The organism is Chryseobacterium sp. CFS15 (genome assembly GCF_031118795.1).
Lineage (GTDB): Bacteria > Bacteroidota > Bacteroidia > Flavobacteriales > Weeksellaceae > Chryseobacterium > Chryseobacterium indoltheticum.
On sequence record NZ_JAVHYL010000011.1, the window covers coordinates 79,997 to 101,885 of the forward strand.

The window sequence follows — 21,889 nt, forward strand, 5'->3', positions numbered from 1 at the left end:
ATTGAACTAATCTTACATACATGACACAAACTAAAACGGTGTGTTTGTTATTCAGAACGAAACAAAGTGTAGCGTGGAATCGAAACTTAGCATTATATAAGCTTGCCGAGATTCCTACGGAATGACAAAATGAATGTACATTATATTTTGGCTAAATCCTTTTCTTTGATTAAAATTATTAACTGCTCCTATTGATACGACAAAATTCGGGTTATTTGTGTTTAAATTAATTACAGTCAAAAAAAGCACATAAAAAAAGCTGTCTCAAAATTTGAGACAGCTTTGTATTTTTAATAAAATGAGTAATTAGAATTTAATTACTGATTTCATTTTTTCAGTTTCTTCCATTACCAATTCGTCATCTACAAGAATTTTTCCTGAATGCTCATCAATAATGATTTTCTTTCTCTGAGCAATTTCCATTTGCTTTTGCGGAGGAATTGTAAAGAATGATCCTTTCGGAGCGCCTCTTTCTAAACCTACAACTGCTAAACCTGTAGAAGAGCTCGATCTGATTCTGTGGTAAGAAGCCAGCAATCTTTCGTCGATTTTAGCAGCGAATTCTTTAGACTTTTCAAGAAGATATTCTTCTTCTTTCTGAGTTTCAGATACAAGACCTTCCAACTCTTCTTTTTTGAATTTAAGGTGATTCTTTAGATCGTTGATTTTTGTAATCAGCTCGTTTAAAGTTTCTTCTTTATGACCGATTTTAGCGCCAAATTCTTTGATTCTTTTTTCAGAAAGCTGAATTTCAAGTTCCTGATATTCCATCTCCTTTCCTAAAGCTTCAAACTCCTTATTGTTTCTTACATTATCTTGCTGAGACTTGTATTTTTCAATAAGTGCTTTTGCATGGTTGATCACCTCATTTTTGGTATTGATCTGATCATTCTGCTCTTTAATATCTGCATGAAATTTTTCGGCTCTTGTCTCAAGACCCTCAATTTCGATTTCAAGATCTTCAACTTCGATTGGCAATTCTCCTCTTGTGTTACGGATCTCGTCTAATCTTGAATCTATGATCTGTAAATCATATAAAGCTCTTAATTTTTCTTCAACTGAAATATCTGTTAAATTTGCCATATCTAAAGGAAATAATTTACTGGGTTTGTTTTTTCACTAGATTTTAAGATTGCAAATGTACTAATTTTTTGTGATAAAATTTCAAATAATTGTTGAGCAACCCATTGTTCTGATTCATAATGTCCTACATCACAAAGTAATATTTTAGATTCTGCCAGAAAATAATCATGATATTTGAGATCGCCTGTAATATAGGCATCACATTTATTGGCAAGTGCAGCCTTTATTCCGCTTGCTCCGGAGCCACCCAAAACCCCTACTCTTTTGATTTTTTTATCTGTAAAATCTGAATGTTTGATAACCTCAACATTAAATTTATCTTTAATAAAGCTCAGAAAATCTTTTTCATCCATTTCCTGATCAAATTCACCATACATTCCTAATCCTGAATACTGGTTTTCATTGTCTAAAGAATAAATCTGATGCGCCACTTCTTCATAAGGATGTACTTCCTTCATTGCCGCAATGATGCTGCTTTGCTTATACGCCTCAAAAATTACAGATATCATATTTTCATCTGCATTTTCTCTCACATTCTGCTGTCCTGAAAATGGGTTTGAACCTTCAATTGGTCTGAAGGTTCCGTTTCCTTCTGTTTTAAAACTACATTCATCGTAGAAACCAATATTTCCTGCTCCAGCAGAAAAAAGAGCTTCTTTCAACTGTTCAGAATAATCATTCGGAACATAAACATTTAGTTGCTTTAAATTATTTTTTTTAGGCTGAAGGATTTTTAAATTTTTCAAACCTAAAGCATTACAGATTCCGGCATTTACTCCAAAATAATCATTATCAAAAGCCGTATGAATAGCGTAAATAGCAATTTTGTTTTCAATCGCTTTTAAAACAGCTCTTTCAACATAATTTTTACCGGTAAGAGATTTTAAACCCGAAAAAATAATGGGATGAAAACACACCACAAGATTACAGTTCCTGGCAATAGCTTCATCAACAACATTCTCTAAAGCATCGTGACAAACCAAAATTCCACTTACATTACGGCTCGGAAGACCGCACAAAAGCCCCACATTATCAAAATCTTCTGCCTGAGGCATCGCAATTTGCTTTTCTATAATAGAAATTACTTCTTTTATTGTCATTTTATTCTGTAAGTTTGTTACGAAATTAGTTATATTTAGTTAAAATAAAAAGCTCATATGGAAAGAGAGCATAATCTTGTTCCCGGAGATAAACTTTGGAAAAGATTTTTGTACCGTGTCATTTACCGAGCAGATACAAAACTCGGGAAGTTTTTTGATATTGCACTTTTATCTCTTATTTTGGTAAGCACTTTCATTATCATGATGGAAAGTGTGCCTAAGCTTGATAAAAAATTCCATGTCTATTTCATTATTTCCGAATGGGTGATTTCTGTATTTTTCACTGTAGAATATTGGGCTAGAATTGCTGTTTTGAAAAATAAAAAGCATTATATCTTCAGCTTTTTTGGTATTATTGATTTTCTTTCGCTGGTTCCTTTTTACCTGAGTTTCTTTTTTCCTGTCACCAAGTATTTTCTCATCTTCAGAATGCTAAGAATGCTGCGTGTCTTCAGGGTTTTCAATCTGTTAGATTTTATGAATGACGGTTCTGTGATTGTACGTGCTTTAAGGAACAGTTCACGAAAAATCTACATTTTTCTTTTATTTTTAATTATTTTCTCGGTCATCGTGGGTTCGTTGATGTTTATGGTAGAAGGCGGAAGACCTGGTTTTGAAACGATACCTCAATCTATTTATTGGGCCGTGGTAACGGTAACAACAGTGGGATATGGTGATGTTTCGCCAATTACTCCGATGGGTAAATTTTTTGCAGTTATCTTAATGCTTGCGGGTTATTCGATTATTGCTGTTCCTACAGGAATCGTAACGGCAGAAATGAGGAACAAGAGACAGAATCTTGAGCTGATCTGTGAACGGTGCGGAAATGAAGATATTGACGATGATGCAAGGTATTGTAAACAGTGTGGCAAGAAATTGGCTTAATAGATTTATACAAATTTTATCTATTAACCAAAATCGACAAAATCATGGAGCCACAAAAGAAAAACAAGCCTAATAGTTTAGTACTTATTCTATTTGCTTTAGTTGTATTGATGATTATTATTTATTTTATTCTTGTTATGTTTTTTCCAACAGTTTTTGATCTTATGAATACGGGAGACATAAAACCGGTAACACCAGATAAATAAATTTCACAAAAAATAAAAAATTAGACTTTCCGAAAACGGGAAGTCTTTTTTATTTGGATCAAGTTTTATATCAAAAAAATGAACGGATTTTTGATATGGAAACTTTAATTGTAATCTAAATTCTGCTTTTGTAAAAAAGAATTTATGCTTATAAACAGTATTATGATTTTAGTTAAAAAAATCAAAAAAAACGATAAATAAATTTTACATAAATAAAATAAATTCAAATGAAAACAAAACATTTAACAATAAATAATTTATTTTAATGAAAAATATTTATCAAAAAGAATTATCTATTGTATTTTATTCATATATTTAAATACTGTAACATTTATAAAAATTTCCTCTATGAGGAGAATAATTCAAAAGCACACTATTGTTAATACTTTATTGTTCTTACGAGGTAAATTAATTTATTTGGTCATCATTTTTTGTAGTCTCGTCTTTCCGGCTCAACTTTATATTTCTGACAGTACCATCATTACCAACATCCATGAGATTCACGTTGTAAAATTAGACACACCCGTTGTGGTTAGCAAAAATAACGTTTCAAAAAACAGAAAGTTAAAACCAAAGTCAGTCATTAACGCTAAAATAATTAAACAAGTAAAATTAAAGGCTGTAAATCCACCCGATCAGTTTTACCGTAATAATACTTCAAATTACTTCGTCTATAGAAGATGGAAAAGCCAGGAAGCCATCACACCTACTACACAATCTAGTCAATGGATCGCTCTTTTGCACAGCATAGATTTACATTACTGCTTTACTGATGATGAGCGTTCAAATCTTACAAAATATAAAGAAAATAATACAATTTCTTTTTTTGATAAAATAACTTTAGCCAGGCCGCCTCCACAATGATAATTTTATCATTCATCAAAAAACTTTATTTAAAAACTTTTTATTAAAAAAAATGAAAAACATATTATTGATTTTAGGATTGGTATGCGGTATAGCATTCACCAATGCGCAATATGTTGCGCAAGACAAGACTGTAGGGGTAAACACTGCCTTACCGGGTTCTACAGTACAAGTTAAAGGTTCTATTGCGGGAGAATACACAAGTATATCAGCAAATACCTACACCTTATTAGATACAGATTATTACATAAATTGGTCAGGAACCGCAGATGGAACCTTTACATTACCAACGTCATCTGCTACAATTGACAAGACGGGAAGACTATATTATGTCACTAATAAAACTGATAGTTTTAATTTAACCATTAATACCAGCGCAGGAGAACTTATTGATGATAAAAGCACCATCACTCTTTTACCTTTTCAATCGGCATTGCTTGTAAAAACTTCTCTTAATGCTACCTCTGGAATTACTTACAGATTGGTGTCTATTACTCGCGCCAATTTAGCGTATATTCTTTCGGTTTCTTCATCATCTTCTATACCGTACACACAAGGAATTGCAGAACCATTAGGCTTTACATCTAATGATTTAAATACCTATGCTGGAGACATTGTACTTGGTACCGGTCTATGGACATGCCCCGCATCTGGTATCTACAGAATAGAAATACAAGAGACTGGTAGATTACCTGGAACAAACGTATCGGCACACAGAGTAATCTACATCAATAAAAATTATAATGATGGAGGAGTAACACCAGCAGGATCAATAAGCGAGCAATATTATACGATGACTATTCTCGCAATTAGCTCACTTCAGACATCAGGTGCTACTGCAATTGTAACAGTACCGATGAAAAAAGGACAAACCATACAGCCTTTTGGAGTACTTTGTAATGGTTGCGGCGCTAGCACAATGAGCTCTGTTAACCGAAAAATGATCATTACCAGGGAGTATTAATCAACATATATTTACCAAATAAAATCAGGCTTTCCGACAACGGGAAGTCTTTTTTATTAGTATTAAGCATGACTTGCAACTAAAAAAAGAGGCTGATCAATTGACCAGCCCCTTATAAAGAAATTTAAAATTAATTATTTTTTGATTGCTTTGATCGTTTGCTTAGAACCATCTTTCATATTCAGAATAACTAAATACATTCCTGAATTTAATTCTCTTAAATGAAGAGTAGATTCCGGCTTATCAAAAGTTTTTACCAATTTACCTGAGATATCTACTACTGAGATAGATTTCACATTGCTTACGTCTGAAATATTCAAGACATCAGCAAATGGGTTTGGATACGCTTTGATATTGTTTTTAATAGCTCCCACTTCAGATGTTCCAAGACATGCAGCAGGATCTGCTGTAACAGCTACTACTTGTCTTGCAGATTCACAATTAGTTCCGACAATAAAATTGTAGAATAAATAATATCCAGTCGTTACATTACTTCCTCCGGTTAATTTAAAATCACCTTGTCCGTAAGGGAAAGCCTGTCCTACCGAACCAGAAGCACTATAGTTTCTGTAATAACTGCCAGCACCTTCAATTTTAAACCTGTATACACCTGGGCTTAATACAATATTAAGAGGTACAGTCTGTGGTGTCACCCCTCCACTTGCAACATTCGAAGTGAACGGTATCGTATAAACTGCGGTTGTAGCCGTACCTAAATATACTCTAATAGAGCTCTGACTACCTACTGCACCAGGAAACACATCCACACTTTGTACAGTAACCGATGTGTTAGTCACTGTGGCTTCCATATAAAAACTTGTGCTTGCAGAAGTTGTTCCTCCATTTGTTAATACTCCTGGATTTGCTGCTCCCACAGCTTCAGTACTCCCTGTAGATGCAGTTACCCAATAGTTAGTATTAGTTGTTAAGGCTGGTGTTGTAAATGAACCTCCTGTTGATAAAACAGTACCATTAGTAGCTGCATCATACCATTTGATTGTAGCTCCCGTAGCTGCTGTAGCAGAAATAGTTGCTGTATTTCCAGGACAAATAGTTGCTCCTGTAGTTGAAAGTAACGCAGGTGGCTGACATAATGTACTAAATGATGTAATCGCAGTCCAAACACTTCTATCAGTACCGATACATACAGATCTTACCCAAACAAAATACCCTGTAGAAGATGTTAAACCTGCAATTGGAGCAGAAGCTGTAGCAGAAGTTACAGAATTTGTTGCGTTTAAAACTGTAGACGAAGTAGGTGCAGTACTTGAAGTACTGTAATACACTTCATATCCGTTAGATGGAATAGTCGTAGGAGCAGTCCAAGATACAGTAGCTCCTGATGATGTGATAGAAGCAGTAGCAACGGTCACTGCTGTTGGCGCAAAACATGAAACCAAAGTGGTAAAGGATGCAGATGACGTCCATACACTTCTATCAGATCCCGTACAAGCCGATCTCACCCAAACATAGTACATTGTAGCAGATGTTAAGCCCGTTATTGGAGCAGAAGCCGTAGCAGAAGTTACAGAATTTGTTGCATTTAAAACTGTAGAAGAAGTAGGCGCTACATTTGAAGTACTGTAATACACTTCATATCCGCTAGAAGGAACAGTCGAAGGAGCAGTCCAAGATACAGTAGCTCCTGATGATGTGATAGAAGCAGTAGCAACCGTTACTGCAGTTGGTACAAAACATGAAGGCAAAGTGGTAAAAGATACAGATGATGTCCATACACTTCTATCAGATCCCGTACAAGCCGATCTCACCCAGACATAGTACATTGTAGCAGAGGTTAAGCCTGTTATTGGAGCAGAAGCTGTAGCAGAAGTTACAGAATTTGTTGCAGTTAAAACCGTAGCAGATGTAGGTGCAACATTTGATGTGCTATAATATACTTCATATCCATTAGACGGCGCAGTAACAGGAGCCGTCCACGAAGCGGTAGCTCCTGACGCTGTAATTGAAGCCGTAGCAACTGTCAATGCTGTAGGCTCACTACATGAAGGAGATACATCTATATTAATATCATCCACATACAGCCTATTCATATTAGCTGCAGAATAAGCCTGAAATCCAAAATAATAGATTCCCGTTGTTGCTGGTATAAAATCAACAAATCCATTTGCAGCTGCAGAGTTAACCACATTTGGATAATCAGCAAGTGTAGTTGTCATAGCTGTATTCGTTGCCGAAGTACCATATGCTACTTTTAATTTTTCAGGAAACGATGCGGCACTTGCGTTACCATATTTATATTTAATTCTATAGCTTACACCTGCGGTAAGATTAATACCTTGAGTAAAAAACCAAGTATTTGCTGCATTTGAACTGTTATAAGTATAGTTCAATACGTTTCCAGTAAATCCGCTTGTTCCTCCTGGACTATAAGTAATCCAAGTATTTCCACTTCCGTAATTTACAGCAGTAGTACAAGTCGGTAAAACCGGCGCTGTAACATTGGTAAAGTCTAATGTATATGGAACATTAGTACTTACACAATATGTTGTAAAAGAGGAAACAGCGGTCCAAACACTTCTATCCGTTCCTACACAAACCGATCTCACCCACACATAATATGTCGTGCCTGATGACAGCCCACTTATTGGGGAAGATGTCGTGGTAGAAGTTACAGAATTTGTTGCATCTAAAACTGTAGAAGAAGTAGGAGCTACATTTGAAGTACTATAATACACTTCATAACCATTAGCCGGAGCTGATAAAGGCGCAGTCCACGAAGCGGTAGCTCCGGACGTTGTAATAGATGATCCTACAATTGCCAAAGCTGTAGGAGCGATACATGTCGGAGGCGTCCATGTAAAAATCAAACCACTACTTGGTACTACGGCACCACCAGTAGCTGCAGCTCCTCTAAACGGAATAGTAGAAGCACTAGATGTTCCAGATGTAGTCGCTGACCATCCGGTTGTTGCCGTTCCGGTACGGTTATTATAATCTGAAGATGTAATTAATCCTTTTAAACCAACCTCTACTGTGCCAGAAGTAGTTACTTGAGTCGATGCAGTATTATTATAAATAGTCTGAATTACATTTGTTCCTTCATATAATTTAATTTGAAAATTTAATAAATCCCCACTTCCACCATATCTTGCAGAATTTTTCCATTGTACTGTAAGCACTCTCGAACCTACAGTCCCAGTTGTAACATAAGAAATATTATCTGACTCTGCAAAAAAAGCACTCGCAGAAGTGGAACTAGAGGTTGCATTAGCAGACATGGTAATAGCAGTACCAGAAACTGCTGTTACAGTTGTTCCTGCAGGAATACCTGTACCTAGTATACGCATTCCTACTACTATATTACCTGCCATTCCGGTACTAGTCCCCGTTAAGGTAATAGTAGGAGAACCAGATGTACGAGTAGCACTTGTAGCTCGTAAACCGCCGACTAGATCAATTCCAAAAGCAGAAATGAGATCATCCGTACTTGTAGTTGTAGTTGAAATGGGAGTTCCATAAGCAGCAGCAGCTAACGTACCAGTAGTTGAACCTAGTTTTATGTAACCATCTGTTCCAATATAAAAACCATCATAAGCTACACCTCTGTAACTAAAGCTAAAACCAATGGGAAAAGCATTATAAGTTCCCGAAGAAATTGTTCCGTTAAGACCACCAGTTCCATTGTGAAATAATTGGGAATCAAATCCAGAAACAGCAGTAGACAACAGTTCCATGTTAGTACCTCCGGTAATTGGGGTATACGTTCCGGTGGATTGCCCGAAAGCGTAAGTAGATACCGCTTGAGCATTTAAGCTCGTCGTGGTTGTTAAAAAAGCCATAAGCATCATATAATACTTACTGTGCAATTTCAACTTTTCTTTTAAAAAAGAAAGTTTTCTCATATTCAGTTAAATTAAGTTAATGGCTAAAATTAACAAATATTAATATTACAGATACAACTATATCCAATTTATTTTTAAATATTTATTAACAATAAGCTAAAAACAATGAAATATCATTAAACAAGCATTTAATTAAAATTATATCACAAAAAATTAAAACTCTATATATCAACAGATTACACCTGTCCGAAACCCTACCTACTTAACTAATTTATGTCGAATTTTAAAAATCACTGCGTATAAAAAAAGAATCGCAATCTAAAGGAGATTGCGATTCTTTTATTCTTGTTATTTACAATAATATCAGTTCAGATAAAACTCATATTTATTAAGAAGCTGGATATTTTTAATTAATTCTCCGTTCAGATTCACTGTATGCTTCATCGATTGAACTTCAATATGAGAATCATCTTCAATATTTTTAATGTAAAATTTAAACTTTTGACTGCCCTGATTTTCACTCAAAACATTTCTAAAGAAACTTAGATCTTCCGGTCTGAAATCCATCACATCCATCACAAGCGAGATACTTTTGGCAAATTTTTCAAAGGCTTCCTGTAATTCAATCACTTCATTTACATTAACGAACACTCTACCGTCTTTTACCTGAGCAAATTTTATTTTTAAAATCACAAAACGCTGTACTTCAAGTTTTTCCTTAAGCTTCATGTAATCACGATCTCCCAATCTGAAAGAATATGACCCGGAATAATCTTCCAACGTTACAAATGCTACTTTTTCACCACTTCTGAAGCCATCTTTTACAACATATTCGGTAATTAATCCAGCAACGGTGTATTCTTTACCACCACCACCGTTTTCTCTTTCTTTTTGTAAAGTTTTCCAGTCTTTTTTCTTTTCTTCAAACAATTCTTCCTGCTTATTTGCAAAAGCCTGTTCTTTATAAGCATCTACCTCATCAAGGTTCAAAAACCCAAAAACGCCCTTTGGTTCTGCTTTTTTTGTTACTTCTTCAATAATTTCTTCTTCACCAGTTGCCAATTCGTCTGATACAATTTCAATTAAATCAGCAACCTCATCCACAGAGTCTTTTTCAAGAATCGGAACTTCATCTATTACGACTTTTGCTTCCTGATCTTTTTCGAGAACAGATTTTTTAGATAGACTTCCCTGCATAAATTGATACTGAAATTTAAACTCATCCAGCGGATGCGCAGAAAGATAGAAACCGATCGTTTCTTTTTCTTTATTTAATTTATGCATATTTGGCCATTCCGGGCAAGGTGCCAATTTTGGTTGTTCAATTTGTACTTCCTCAGCAAAATCTGCAAAAAGAGAATGCTCCATCTCATTTTTACTCTCCTGAAAGCTTTGTCCGTATCTTATCAGTCTTTCCAGATTGGTTCTTCCTGCCATGTCAATGTCAAAATATTGACCCCTGTGGAAAGAGTCTAATTCGTCGAAAGCACCAGCTACAACTAAACTTTCAGCCACTCTTTTGTTCATCTGAGAAGGCAAAATTCTTTCGAAGAAATCATAAATATTTTTAAATCTGCCGTTTGCTCTTTCTCTGGTAATTCCTTCACTTGGTCCTTCACCGATGCCTTTGATCGCTCCTAAACCAAAACGAATCTGCCCTTTTTCGTTTACCGAAAATTTATATTGAGATTCATTCACATCTGGTCCCAAAACATCAACACCCATACTTTTACAATCTTCCATAAACATGGTAATCGATTCTGTATTGTTAATGTTGTTACTCATCACACTTGCCATATATTCTGCAGGATAATTTGCCTTTAAATAGGCTGTCTGATAAGCAATTAAAGCATAGCAGGTAGAGTGAGACTTGTTGAAAGCATATTCAGCAAAGGCTTTCCAGTCATTCCATATTTTTTCTAATCTTTCTTCATTGAGATTGTTTTTTCTTCCGCCTTCAATGAATTTAGGATACATTTTATTAAGAACCTCGATCTGTTTTTTACCCATCGCCTTTCTCAAAGTATCGGCTTCACCTTTTGTAAAATTGGCCAGTTTTTGAGACAAAAGCATTACCTGCTCCTGATAAACGGTAATTCCGTAGGTTTCTTTTAAATATTCTTCAGTTTCGGGTAAATCGTAGACAATTTCTTCAATACCATGCTTTCTGTTGATAAAGTTTGGAATATACTTAATCGGACCCGGTCTGTAAAGAGCGTTCATGGCAATCAAATCGGCAAAAACAGTCGGCTTCAGTTCGCGCATATATTTTTGCATCCCCGGACTTTCATATTGGAAAATCCCAACCGTTCTTCCTTCCTTAAATAACTGATAGGTCTTAGCATCATCCAACGGAATTAAATCCGGATCGATATCTACATTATGTCTTGCTTTAACAATTTTTAAAGCATCTTTAATGATCGTCAATGTTCGAAGACCCAAAAAGTCCATCTTCAAAAGTCCGGCACTTTCAGCCACCGAGTTATCAAACTGAGAAACTAAAATATCGGCGTCTTTCGCAGCAATCGTCACCGGAACCAGGTTACTCACATCTTCAGGCGTAATAATCACCCCACAAGCATGAATTCCGGTATTCCTGATGCAGCCTTCCATCTTCTTTGCACTAGCCAAAACATCATGACGTGCATCACCTGGAGTATTAAGTACATACTTCATCTCATCGACAAGTTGCTGCTCTTCAGGCTTTAACTTATCATATTTTGACAAAGCTTTGGCAATATTCATCCCGGGACTTGGCGGAATTAATTTTGCAATATTATTGGTATCAGGAATTGGGAGATCTAAAACTCTTCCCGCATCTTTAATGGCAGATTTCCCACCCAAAACTGAATAAGTAATAATCTGCGCAACCTGATTTTTTCCGTATTTTTCAACAACCCATTTGATGATTTTGTCACGACCTTCATCATCAAAGTCGATATCAATATCGGGCATAGAAACCCTTTCAGGATTCAGAAATCTCTCGAAAAGGAGATCATATTTAATGGGATCGACATTGGTAATTCCGATCGTATAAGCTACTGCAGAACCTGCCGCAGAACCACGACCTGGACCGACCCAAACTCCCATCTTTCGGGCTTCATTACAGAAATCCTGTACGATCAAAAAGTAACCCGGATACCCTGTATTGGCAATAACTTCCAACTCAAAATCAAGTCGTTCTTTTATTTCATCCGTAATTCCAGTTTCTATATATCTTTTTCTTGCGCCTTCATACGTTAAATGCGTCAAATAAGCCATCTCACCTCGTTTTCCTCCGTCGATATCATCTTCAGCATGAATAAACTCTTCGGGAATATCAAACTTCGGCAAGAGTACATCTCTTTTTAAAGTGTAAGGACTAAATTTTGCCGTAAATTCTTCATACGCATCAAATGCATCGGGATATGCTAGGAAAGCTTCTTTTATTTCATGTGAATTTTTAATATAATATTCTCCTGTCGCTAGTCCTCGTCTCTTCCCAAAGCCTTTTCCAACAGGCGTTGTCAGCTTTTCACCATCTTTAATACAACTTACAATATCCTGAATATTAGAATCATCTTTATTGGTATAATACGTTTGATTCTGAGCTAATATTTTCACCTGATACTTATCGGCAAAATGCAATAAAACATCATTCAAATGCTCTTCTTCAGGGAGTTTATGGTTTTGAATCTGAACATAAAAATCATCCTCAAAAGTATCTTTCCACCATTTGAAAAGCTCTTCCCCTTTTTGCTCCCCCGTATTTAAAATAGCATCAGGAATATCTCCGTTGATGCCTGAAGTTAAAGCAATCAACCCTTCTTTATATTCTGCAATCAGCTCACGGCTAATCCTTGGAACTCCGAAATAAAATCCTTTTAAAAATCCTATACTCGAAAGTTTCGCCAAATTTTTATATCCGTTAAAATCTTTTGCCAGCAAAACCACCTGCGTTCTTCTGTCGGGATCGTCTTTGGTAAATTGTTTCTGTTCGTAACGGTCTGAAATATAAAATTCGCACCCTACAACTGGAATCAAAGGTTCAGAAACTGGCTCTGTTTCATTAAATTCGGCTCCATTTTCTTCGGCTTCCTGTTTCTTAGCTAAAAATTCTTTATGCTTTTTTGAGCGGTCAGAGTTAGCAGATTCCACAGCAGAAACAAATTTGAAAGCGCCCATCATATTTCCAAGATCAACCATTCCGACTGCCGGGAAATTTTCTTCGGAAGCTTTCGTTATTAAATCATTAATACTTGACGTGGCCGTTAAAGTCGAGAAAACACTATGATTATCAAAATTGAAATATCTTCCTAAGTCAATATCATCAATACTTCCTACATCAGACTGCTTTTTCTTATTGTTAAAATCTGCAACCTGTCTTCTGATAATAATTCCAAAAGGCTTTATCGGGTTCGGATGCAGCGTTTTAAAGTACGCCAACTGATCTTCCGAAGTCTTTAAAACCTCAGCAGGAATAATCCCGATTCTCATCATTTCGAAGAAAACCTGAGCCGTTGCATTTACATCGGCTGCGGCATTATGGGCTTCGTCAAATTTATGACCGTATAATTTTTCATATAATTCTTCCAGTTTTGGAGACTTATATCTACCTCCACGACCCCCTCCAAGCTTACAATAATCCGTACCCAAAATCATGGTATCGGCTTTTGGCTTTTCCTGAAGATGATCCTGAATATTTTTTCTAAAAAATTCAGCGCCTACAATATTATAATCAAACTCAACATTGTGTCCGGAAACTACTCTCACACGCTCTAAAACTTCAGAAAATTCTTCTAAAACTTCCTTCAGATCGCGGCCTTCTTCGTTGGCAATCTTCGTTGTAATTCCGTGAATTCTTGCGGCATTAAATGGTATATCATACCCTTCCGGCTTTATTATATAATCCTGATTTTCAAGCAAATTACCATTATCATCATGCAATTGCCAGGCAATCTGAACCATTCTTGGCCAGTTGTCTGAATCTGATAATGGAGCGTTGAAATTTTTTGGTAAACCTGTGGTTTCTGTGTCAAAAACTAAATACATGTATTTTACTAGCTTTTAATTTAAAAAGAGAATGTAAAGTTACTTCAATTTTTGTTATTATCCTTGATAACTGATTACTTTTAAAACCTCTATTTCTTTTTCAGAAATTCGCCACGAAACAATGAAATTAAAAACAATACCACATAATAAAATAAATGTTTTCTTATTAATTCAACAATATTAATTTATAAATATTATTATTTTATATATTTGCTATTTATAATCGTGTAATCAATTTTATAATCTATCATGAAAAAACATCTACTTTTAGTAAGTACATTGGCAATTTCTCTTATGAATGCACAAAGCAACGATGCGCTTAAGAAAGAATTTGAAAGACAGAATAAAGAAAACAATGCAAAGTTTGATATTTATGTTGCAAAACATTACGGAACTTTTAGAACTCCCGAAACACAAGAAGAAATTGAAAATGAAAGAAGTAAACTTGCTGGTTTCTTACCAGATGGCAGACCTTATTTCTATGAACCTCATGACATGGATCAAATACTAAATTCTAATGCAGATTTTATTCAAGGGGGGACAATTAGTGGATTAACAGGTTCTTTTAATGGTGAAGGTATTAATTTTACAATTTTTGATGGAGATAATGGATCTGCTAAAGGTAGAGTTTATGCTAACCATATATTCTTTAACAATATTCCTAACAGAATCTCAAATAAAGAAGCAACAACAATGAACTATGGCGCCCACTCGACCACTGTCGCAAGTTTTATTGGAGCTAAAAACTATCCATATACTGTACAATTTACTGACGGTACTACTAGACAAGTAAATTTCAAAGGAATAGCCCCAAACTCTACCATTGATGCATATAACTTTGGTACAACTACACTACCTGGAAATTCGACAGCAAGTACAGTTTTTGACAAAATATTAATTGCACAACCGAACATTTCTAATCATTCATATGGAACAAATCAAGGTTGGGACGAAACAACTATAAACGGTGCATATTCTTGGATATGGAGAGGAGCATATGCTAGTCCTAATACATCAGTAGATGCACAAGGCAGTTATTACACTAATGACAGAAACTATGATCAAATTGTTTATAACAATCCATCTTACATCATTGTTAAATCATCCGGAAATTCATACGGAATGGGGCCTACAGGAAATAATACACCAAAATATTACCTAAACTCATCCAATACTCCAGTCGCATTTAGCGCAACGGATACTTTGCCTCAAAACAATTGTGCATTGGGTTATGACTGTATAGGATTTGGATCTCTAGCTAAAAACATTATTGTTGTTGGTGCCACAGACAGGATAACTGCTAATGGAGGTAGATACACTTTATCTGGAGATGTAGTACACTCAGATTACAGCAGCGCAGGCCCAAGAGATGATGGCGGCATTAAACCAGACATTACTACTGTTGGAACATCTGTAGCGGGTGCTTCAACTCCAGAGGATTCGGTTGGAGGTAGTCAATTAACTGTGGGTAACGGAACATCGTATTCAGCACCGGTGGTAACAGGAATCATTGGACTGTGGACTCAAATCAATAAACAGTTATTTTCTGGAAGCGCTTTAAATGCAGCATCTGCAAAAACACTAATGATTCATTCTGCAAAGGAGGCAGGCAATATAGGTCCAGACCCTCAATTTGGGTGGGGATTCATTGACGCTAAAAAAGGAGCAGAATTATTAGTTGCAAAGTCAAATAACTCTATTATCTTCAATAATGAAACTTTAAATAGTGGTACGAAAAACAGCAAAACAGTGAAAGCATCAGGAACGGAACCATTAAAAGTTACCATTTCTTGGATTGACCCTGAGTTTAAAGCATTTACAAATCAATGGTCTGATCTTTACAATAACAGAACATCAAAGTTAGTAAATGATTTAGATTTACGTATTATTGATACAACAACAAATATCTCATACACTCCTTGGAAACTTGATGCATTAAGTCCAATGACACCTGCAACAAAAGGTGACAATACAGTAGATAATGTAGAACAAGTAGTTTTAGATAGCCCAGTTGCAGGAAGAACATACCGAATAGAAGTAACTAATAAAGGAACACTTGTCAACAATGCTGTAACTCCTGTATTAACTCCTCAAAACTATTCAATAATTGTTACAGGATTCAGTGAAGTTTTAGGAACAAAAGATGTTGCAAATGCAGCAAATGGAATTGTTATCGCACCTACTCTTACAAAAGATATTGTAAACATTTTGAAAGCTCCTAAAAAATCTAGCTTCTCAGTATATGATTTATCTGGTAAGAAATTACAAAGTGGTGTAATTAATAGCGCACAAGAAGCTGTTAGTTTATCTTCTTACACCAATGGTATCTACATCATTGAAGTAAAAACTGATAAAGACGTTATTTCTAAAAAAGTTATCAAAGAATAATTATAATTCACATATAATTTTACGCAAAACACTAACACTTGTTAGTGTTTTGTTTTTTTATGTATATTTGCTTCCTATGGAAAATACACTTCACGAGAAAGTTTCAAAGGATATTTTGCTTAAAGCTTACAATCACATGATGCTTGCAAAAGCCATGGCAGATATCTATGAAGAGAACAGAAATGTTACCAAATATGTTCATAGTACATCAAGAGGTCATGAGGCGATTCAGCTGGCAACCGCTTATCAATTAAAAAAAGAAGACTGGGTTTCTCCTTATTATAGAGACGAAAGTATTCTTTTGGGAATAGGTTTTCAGCCTTACCAATTGATGTTGCAGTTATTAGCAAAAGCTGACGATCCTTTTTCAGGAGGTAGATCTTATTATTCCCACCCTTCCAGCAGAGATGAAGACAAACCAAAAATTATTCATCAAAGCTCAGCAACAGGAATGCAGACCATTCCTACTGCGGGAGTTGCTCAAGGAATAAAATATATTCAGGATTTTAATTTACAGGAATTTGAAAATAATCCAGTTGTTATTTGTAGTCTGGGAGACAATTCTGTGACAGAAGGTGAAGTAAGTGAAGCTTTGCAATTTGCAGCTTTGCACCAACTTCCTATTATTTTCCTGGTTCAGGATAATGAATGGGGAATTTCTGTTACCAAAGAAGAAGCAAGAACTTGTGATGCGTATGATTTTGTAGCCGGATTTGAAGGCTTGGGAAGAATGCGTGTTGACGGAACCAATTTCGTTGAAAGCTTCGAGGTCATGAAAAAGGCTGTTGATTTTGTAAGAGCTGAAAGAAAACCTTTGGTTGTTTGTGCAAAAACAGTTTTGATTGGTCACCATACTTCCGGAGTAAGAAGAGAATTCTATAGAGATGAAGAAGATTTAACCAAGCACAGAGCAAAAGATCCGGGAGAAATCCTGAGAAACCAATTGCTGGAATCTGGTGTTGATGAAGAATTATTAAAACAGATCACTAAAAAAGCTCGTCTTGAAGCGGAAGAAGCTTTCGAAAGAGCTCAAAAAGCTGAAGATCCGAAGCCTGAAACAGTGATGCAACATATTTTCGCTCCCACTCCTATTACAGAAGAAGTAGGAACCCGCGAGCCGGAAGGTGGAGAAAAAATTGTAATGGTAGATGCTGCCATTCATGCCATTCAGGAAATTATGTGGAAGCATCCTGAAGCATTGCTTTATGGACAGGATGTTGGCGAAAGAATTGGTGGTGTTTTCCGTGAGACGGTAACTTTAGGTAAAAAATTCGGAAGCAAACGAGTTTTCAATACAGCCATTCAGGAAGCTTATATTATCGGTTCTACAACCGGTATGAGCGCAGTTGGTTTGAAACCGATCGTTGAAGTACAGTTTGCGGATTATATTTATCCGGGAATCAATCAGTTGATTACGGAAATCTCAAAATCAAGTTATTTAAGTCAGGGTAAATTCCCTGTAAGCAATATCATCCGTGTTCCAATCGGAGCATATGGCGGCGGCGGGCCTTACCATAGCGGAAGTGTAGAAAGTATTTTAGCGAATATTAAAGGAATTAAAATCGCTTATCCAAGTAATGCTGCCGATTTTAAAGGTTTATTAAAAGCTGCCTATTACGATCCGAATCCTGTTATAATGCTGGAGCATAAAGGTTTATACTGGAGCAAAGTCCCGGGAACTGAAGATGCAAAAACCATTGAACCTGCAGAAGATTACATTTTACCTTTCGGGAAAGGAAAAATCGTAATTGAAGCCGATGAAAATCAAATCAAAAAAGGAAATACTGTAGTGGTAATCACCTACGGAATGGGAGTTTACTGGGCGAAAGAAGCTGTGAAAAACTTTGATGGTAAAGTTGAGGTAATTGACTTGAGAACCCTTATTCCTTTGGATGAAGAATTGGTTTTTGAAAGAGTAAAAGCACACGGAAAATGTATCGTTTTAACGGAAGAACAACTTAATAACTCTTTCGCTGAAGCCTTTGCGCACCGTATTTCTAAAAACTGTTTCAAATATCTTGATGCCCCTGTAGAAACAATGGGATCACTAGATACACCTGCAGTTCCTATTAACTTAATTCTGGAAAAAGAAATGCTTCCAAATGCTGAAAAGCTAACTAAGAAAATAGATGAAATGCTGAAATATTAAAAATTAAAACCTCTAAAAATAATTTAGAGGTTTTTTTGTACAGTTTTTGTTAACTTGGTTATACAAACTTTTATATCTAAAATGATCACTACAAAATACGTCAATTACAAACAGGTTCTTAACTTGTCCGGATTTCACTTAATTTTAATCGCTTTTTGGTGTACTTTGATTGCTGTACTTTTTCACGTTTTTCATTGGGATTGGATGATTATTCCCTGGGTTCCGGTTGCATTGATTGGTACAGCAGAAGCCTTTTTGGTGGGTTTTAAAAATAATCAGGCGTATGACAGATTATGGGAAGCCAGGAAAATATGGGGCGGAATTGTAAATTCAAGCCGCTCGTTTGCATCCATGGTCTATGCTTTTGATACCAATAAAGAAAATTTAGGAAAATTTGATGTAGAAGACCGCAAAAAAAAGATTGTTTACCGTCACATTGCTTGGCTGTATGCTTTTCGTGAGCAGCTGCTGATTCCTGCCGAATGGGAACATATTAAAGTAGAAGAAGAACAATTCAAAAATATCGATCACAAACGAAACCGACTGATAAAAGCTGGTTTTCCTGATTATGGAAGAACGCCGATTTTTCTTAATAAATATTTATCTGAAGAAGAAGTAGAGCTGCAGAATCACTACAAAAATTTTGCAACCTATCTTATTGCCCAGCAATCGAAAGATGTAAATGAGTTGAAAAACATGGAAGTCATTTCAGAATTTAACCAGATACAGCTGCAGGACTGCCTTAATGAATTTTATACTTTACAGGGACAGGCTGAAAGAATCAAAAAATTCCCTTTACCCAGACAATTTGCGAGTACCGCATTTGTTTTTAATATCATTTTTATCATGTTGTTGCCTTTGGGTTTGGTAAGTGAGTTTGCCAAACTTGGCGACTGGGGAATCTGGGCGTCTATTCCTTTCTGTATTACGATCGGCTGGATCTATATTATTATGGAACTGGTGGGTGATTATTCAGAAAACCCTTTTGAAGGATTGATGTTTGATATTCCGATGCTTGCGATTTGCCGGAGTATAGAGGTCGACCTTTTACAAATGTCAGGAGATAATGATTTACCGGATGCAATTACTTCTAAAAATGGTGTTTTAGTATAATTTTAAAGCTATATTCTAAAATACAAACCACCTTGCAGCCCGACTCAAGCGGAAATCCTTTTTGTTGGTTGAGCTTGTCGAAACCAACAAAAAAGATTGGGAGCGGAAGGCGTAAATGAGAAAAAAGCGAAGGCTTTTATCGAAGTTTACGAACGAAGTTCTAAGCTCCCCAAAACTTAATAACCAGATTCGATGGTATGCTATAAAATGATTTTGGTGGTATTTTTCACTTCCGAGATCGTAAAAGAGCTGTGTGTACTTGCAATATGCTGCAGCGTCGTGAGTTTTGAAAGCATAAAATTCCTGTAATCATCCATATCTTTTACGCAGATTTTCAGAATATAATCGTAATCGCCACTTACATGGAAGCATTCGGTGACTTCCTGTAGATTCATCACCTCTTTTTCAAACTGCATCACATAATCTTTTTTGTGCTGAGTAAGTTTTACGTGGCATAAAATCAAAAATTTCCGGTCCACTTTTTTCTTATCTATCAAAGCCACATATTTGGAAATCACACCAGAGTTTTCAAGTTTTCTAATGCGTTCATAAACGGCAGTTACCGACAGACCAAGCTTGTAAGACAGTTCTTTGGTGGTTTGTTTGCAATCTTCCTGTAAATATTGCAACAGTTTTTTATCGGTTTCATCAAAACTCATAGATAATATTTTATTAAAATTAAGAACAAAGCAAATATAACCAACTTATTTTCTATCAAATCAATTTTCAATAGTTTTATTTTCTAAATATTTAAATTTTAGTTGTTCTAAACATCAGAAATATTCATTTTTAAAACAAAAAACTATGAGTCAATTCAATGCAGCAAATGAAATTCAGGATCTTCAGTATTTCGGAGAATTCGGAGGGGTAAATCCTTCAATTTCTGACAGCTCAACCTATACTTTTCTCTCTGCGAAAACAATGTTTGATACTTTCGAAGGTAATGCGGAAGGTTGTTATCTATATTCAAGACATTCATCCCCGATGAATCTTTACCTTTCTGAAGCCTTGGCAAAAATGGAAAACACAGAGGCTGCCAATGTTACCGCTTCAGGAATGGGCGCTATTACTTCTGTTTTGATGCAGGTTTGTAAGTCGGGTGACCATATTATTTCGAGCAGAACAATTTACGGTGGAACGTATGCTTTTATGAAAAATTTTCTGCCGCCTTTTCAGATTGAAACGTCATTTGTAGATATCAACAATTTTGAATCTATAGAAAATGCCATTCAACCAAATACTAAAATCATTTACTGCGAAAGTGTGAGCAACCCTCTTTTGGAAGTTGCCGACCTTAGAAAACTTTCGGAACTATGTAAAAAACATAATCTAAAACTTATTGTAGACAATACTTTTTCGCCACTTACCATATCTCCTACTCTTTTGGGAGCAGATATAGTGATTCACAGTTTAACCAAGTTCATCAACGGAAGCAGTGATACTGTTGGTGGAGTGTATTGTGCAAGTCAGGAATTTATTAATGATACCAAAAATGTAAACAACGGAGCATGTATGCTTTTGGGCCCTACAATGGACAGTTTCCGTTCTGCAAGTATTCTTAAAAATTTAAGAACCCTTCACATCAGAATGAAGCAGCACAGTCATAATGCTTTATTTCTGGCTGAAAGATTTGAGGAAGACGGTTTAAAAGTTTCATATCCCGGTTTGAAATCTCATAAGAATCATGATTTGATGAAAAGCATGATGCATGAGGAATATGGATTTGGTGGATTACTGACTTTAGACGCAGGCACAACCGATAAAGCTAACGAACTGATGGAAATGATGCAGCAGGAAAATCTAGGCTATTTAGCGGTAAGTTTAGGCTTTTACAAAACATTATTCTCATGCTCGGGAAGCTCAACTTCATCAGAAATTCCTGAAGAGGAACGTGAAGCGATGGGAATTTCTGACGGATTAATAAGATTCTCAATCGGTCTCGATCACGATATAGAACGAACCTATGAAAAGATGAAAGAATGCATGCTCAAAACAGGCGTTCTAAACCATGAAACCATTTCATCCATATTCTAATTATTATTGTATAAAAGCTGTCAAAATTTTGACAGCTTTTATTATTTTTTCTTGAAATTTGAACATCTATTTTAAGAAAAAAAAGCACTAACAAGTCGATTTAACGAAACTATATTTTCAAGCTTCGCGAAGCAATTCATTTGCCTTTGCCTCTTAAAATCATACATCATCCAAATAAACCTTTGCGTTAAAAATTTAAACTTTATGAAAATGTTTAAGAAATGTATTCTCACGTTTTGTTTTTATTGACTTGACAAAACCATATTTTC

The 21,889-nt window shown here is 35.7% G+C and carries 12 protein-coding genes; 7 read left to right on the forward strand and 5 right to left on the reverse strand.

Annotated elements, in window-relative coordinates:
- Positions 1-306 precede the first annotated feature (306 nt).
- Positions 307-1,083, reverse strand: coding sequence for a zinc ribbon domain-containing protein (locus OH814_RS16480; protein WP_076563133.1), 777 nt, complete (start codon positions 1,081-1,083; stop codon positions 307-309).
- Positions 1,084-1,085: 2 nt separating this feature from the next.
- Complete coding sequence (locus OH814_RS16485) at positions 1,086-2,183, reverse strand: Nif3-like dinuclear metal center hexameric protein (protein ID WP_308828911.1); 1,098 nt, start codon at positions 2,181-2,183, stop codon at positions 1,086-1,088.
- Between the two features lie 57 nt (positions 2,184-2,240).
- Here OH814_RS16485 and OH814_RS16490 point away from each other — a divergent pair, with 57 nt between their 5' ends.
- From OH814_RS16490 to OH814_RS16500, 3 genes are all read left to right on the forward strand, one after another.
- Positions 2,241-3,068 (forward strand): ion transporter, encoded by an 828-nt coding sequence (locus OH814_RS16490; protein ID WP_076563129.1) that lies wholly within the window; start codon positions 2,241-2,243, stop codon positions 3,066-3,068.
- Between the two features lie 554 nt (positions 3,069-3,622).
- Complete coding sequence (locus OH814_RS16495; protein WP_308828912.1) at positions 3,623-4,138, forward strand: hypothetical protein; 516 nt, start codon at positions 3,623-3,625, stop codon at positions 4,136-4,138.
- A 79-nt stretch (positions 4,139-4,217) separates the two neighbouring features.
- Positions 4,218-5,102 (forward strand): hypothetical protein, encoded by an 885-nt coding sequence (locus tag OH814_RS16500; RefSeq protein ID WP_308828913.1) that lies wholly within the window; start codon positions 4,218-4,220, stop codon positions 5,100-5,102.
- A gap of 134 nt (positions 5,103-5,236) precedes the next feature.
- On the opposite strand, the gene OH814_RS16505 is transcribed toward OH814_RS16500, so the two are convergent.
- Together OH814_RS16505 and dnaE are read right to left on the reverse strand one after the other, a co-directional pair.
- Positions 5,237-8,902, reverse strand: coding sequence for a fibronectin type III domain-containing protein (locus tag OH814_RS16505; RefSeq protein WP_308828914.1), 3,666 nt, complete (start codon positions 8,900-8,902; stop codon positions 5,237-5,239).
- A 366-nt stretch (positions 8,903-9,268) separates the two neighbouring features.
- A complete protein-coding gene (gene dnaE, locus OH814_RS16510; protein WP_308828915.1) occupies positions 9,269-13,936 on the reverse strand; it encodes a DNA polymerase III subunit alpha in 4,668 nt (1,555 codons plus the stop codon).
- A 249-nt stretch (positions 13,937-14,185) separates the two neighbouring features.
- On the opposite strand from dnaE, the gene OH814_RS16515 reads away from it, so the two are divergent.
- The 3 genes from OH814_RS16515 to OH814_RS16525 all read left to right on the forward strand — a co-directional run bounded on the left by OH814_RS16515 (position 14,186) and on the right by OH814_RS16525 (position 19,586).
- Positions 14,186-16,324 carry a S8 family peptidase gene (locus OH814_RS16515; protein ID WP_308828916.1) on the forward strand — a complete coding sequence of 713 codons (2,139 nt, stop codon included), beginning with the start codon at positions 14,186-14,188 and terminating at the stop codon, positions 16,322-16,324.
- Between the two features lie 76 nt (positions 16,325-16,400).
- Positions 16,401-18,473, forward strand: a complete 2,073-nt coding sequence (locus OH814_RS16520; protein ID WP_308828917.1) for a thiamine pyrophosphate-dependent enzyme — start codon at positions 16,401-16,403, stop codon at positions 18,471-18,473.
- An 81-nt stretch (positions 18,474-18,554) separates the two neighbouring features.
- The gene (locus OH814_RS16525; RefSeq protein ID WP_201134935.1) at positions 18,555-19,586 is read left to right on the forward strand and encodes a bestrophin family protein; all 1,032 of its coding nucleotides are present in this window, start codon (positions 18,555-18,557) and stop codon (positions 19,584-19,586) included.
- Between the two features lie 200 nt (positions 19,587-19,786).
- On the opposite strand, the gene OH814_RS16530 is transcribed toward OH814_RS16525, so the two are convergent.
- Positions 19,787-20,245: an Lrp/AsnC family transcriptional regulator gene (locus tag OH814_RS16530; RefSeq protein ID WP_308828918.1), complete on the reverse strand. Its 459-nt coding sequence runs from the start codon at positions 20,243-20,245 to the stop codon at positions 19,787-19,789.
- A gap of 145 nt (positions 20,246-20,390) precedes the next feature.
- Between OH814_RS16530 and OH814_RS16535 the strand changes: the two genes are divergently transcribed.
- Entirely contained in the window at positions 20,391-21,620 is a 1,230-nt protein-coding gene (locus tag OH814_RS16535; protein WP_201134937.1) for an aminotransferase class I/II-fold pyridoxal phosphate-dependent enzyme, read from the forward strand.
- Positions 21,621-21,889: the final 269 nt, after the last annotated feature.

Excerpts from the sequence above, each read along its gene's own strand:
- OH814_RS16480 (WP_076563133.1), bottom strand. The coding sequence starts at position 1,083 with ATGGCAAATTTAACAGATATTTCAGTTGAAGAAAAATTAAGAGCTTTA.
- OH814_RS16485 (WP_308828911.1), bottom strand. The coding sequence starts at position 2,183 with ATGACAATAAAAGAAGTAATTTCTATTATAGAAAAGCAAATTGCGATG.
- OH814_RS16490 (WP_076563129.1), top strand. The coding sequence starts at position 2,241 with ATGGAAAGAGAGCATAATCTTGTTCCCGGAGATAAACTTTGGAAAAGA.
- OH814_RS16495 (WP_308828912.1), top strand. The coding sequence starts at position 3,623 with ATGAGGAGAATAATTCAAAAGCACACTATTGTTAATACTTTATTGTTC.
- OH814_RS16505 (WP_308828914.1), bottom strand. The coding sequence starts at position 8,902 with ATGGCTTTTTTAACAACCACGACGAGCTTAAATGCTCAAGCGGTATCT.
- dnaE (WP_308828915.1), bottom strand. The coding sequence starts at position 13,936 with ATGTATTTAGTTTTTGACACAGAAACCACAGGTTTACCAAAAAATTTC.
- OH814_RS16515 (WP_308828916.1), top strand. The coding sequence starts at position 14,186 with ATGAAAAAACATCTACTTTTAGTAAGTACATTGGCAATTTCTCTTATG.
- OH814_RS16520 (WP_308828917.1), top strand. The coding sequence starts at position 16,401 with ATGGAAAATACACTTCACGAGAAAGTTTCAAAGGATATTTTGCTTAAA.
- OH814_RS16525 (WP_201134935.1), top strand. The coding sequence starts at position 18,555 with ATGATCACTACAAAATACGTCAATTACAAACAGGTTCTTAACTTGTCC.
- OH814_RS16530 (WP_308828918.1), bottom strand. The coding sequence starts at position 20,245 with ATGAGTTTTGATGAAACCGATAAAAAACTGTTGCAATATTTACAGGAA.
- OH814_RS16535 (WP_201134937.1), top strand. The coding sequence starts at position 20,391 with ATGAGTCAATTCAATGCAGCAAATGAAATTCAGGATCTTCAGTATTTC.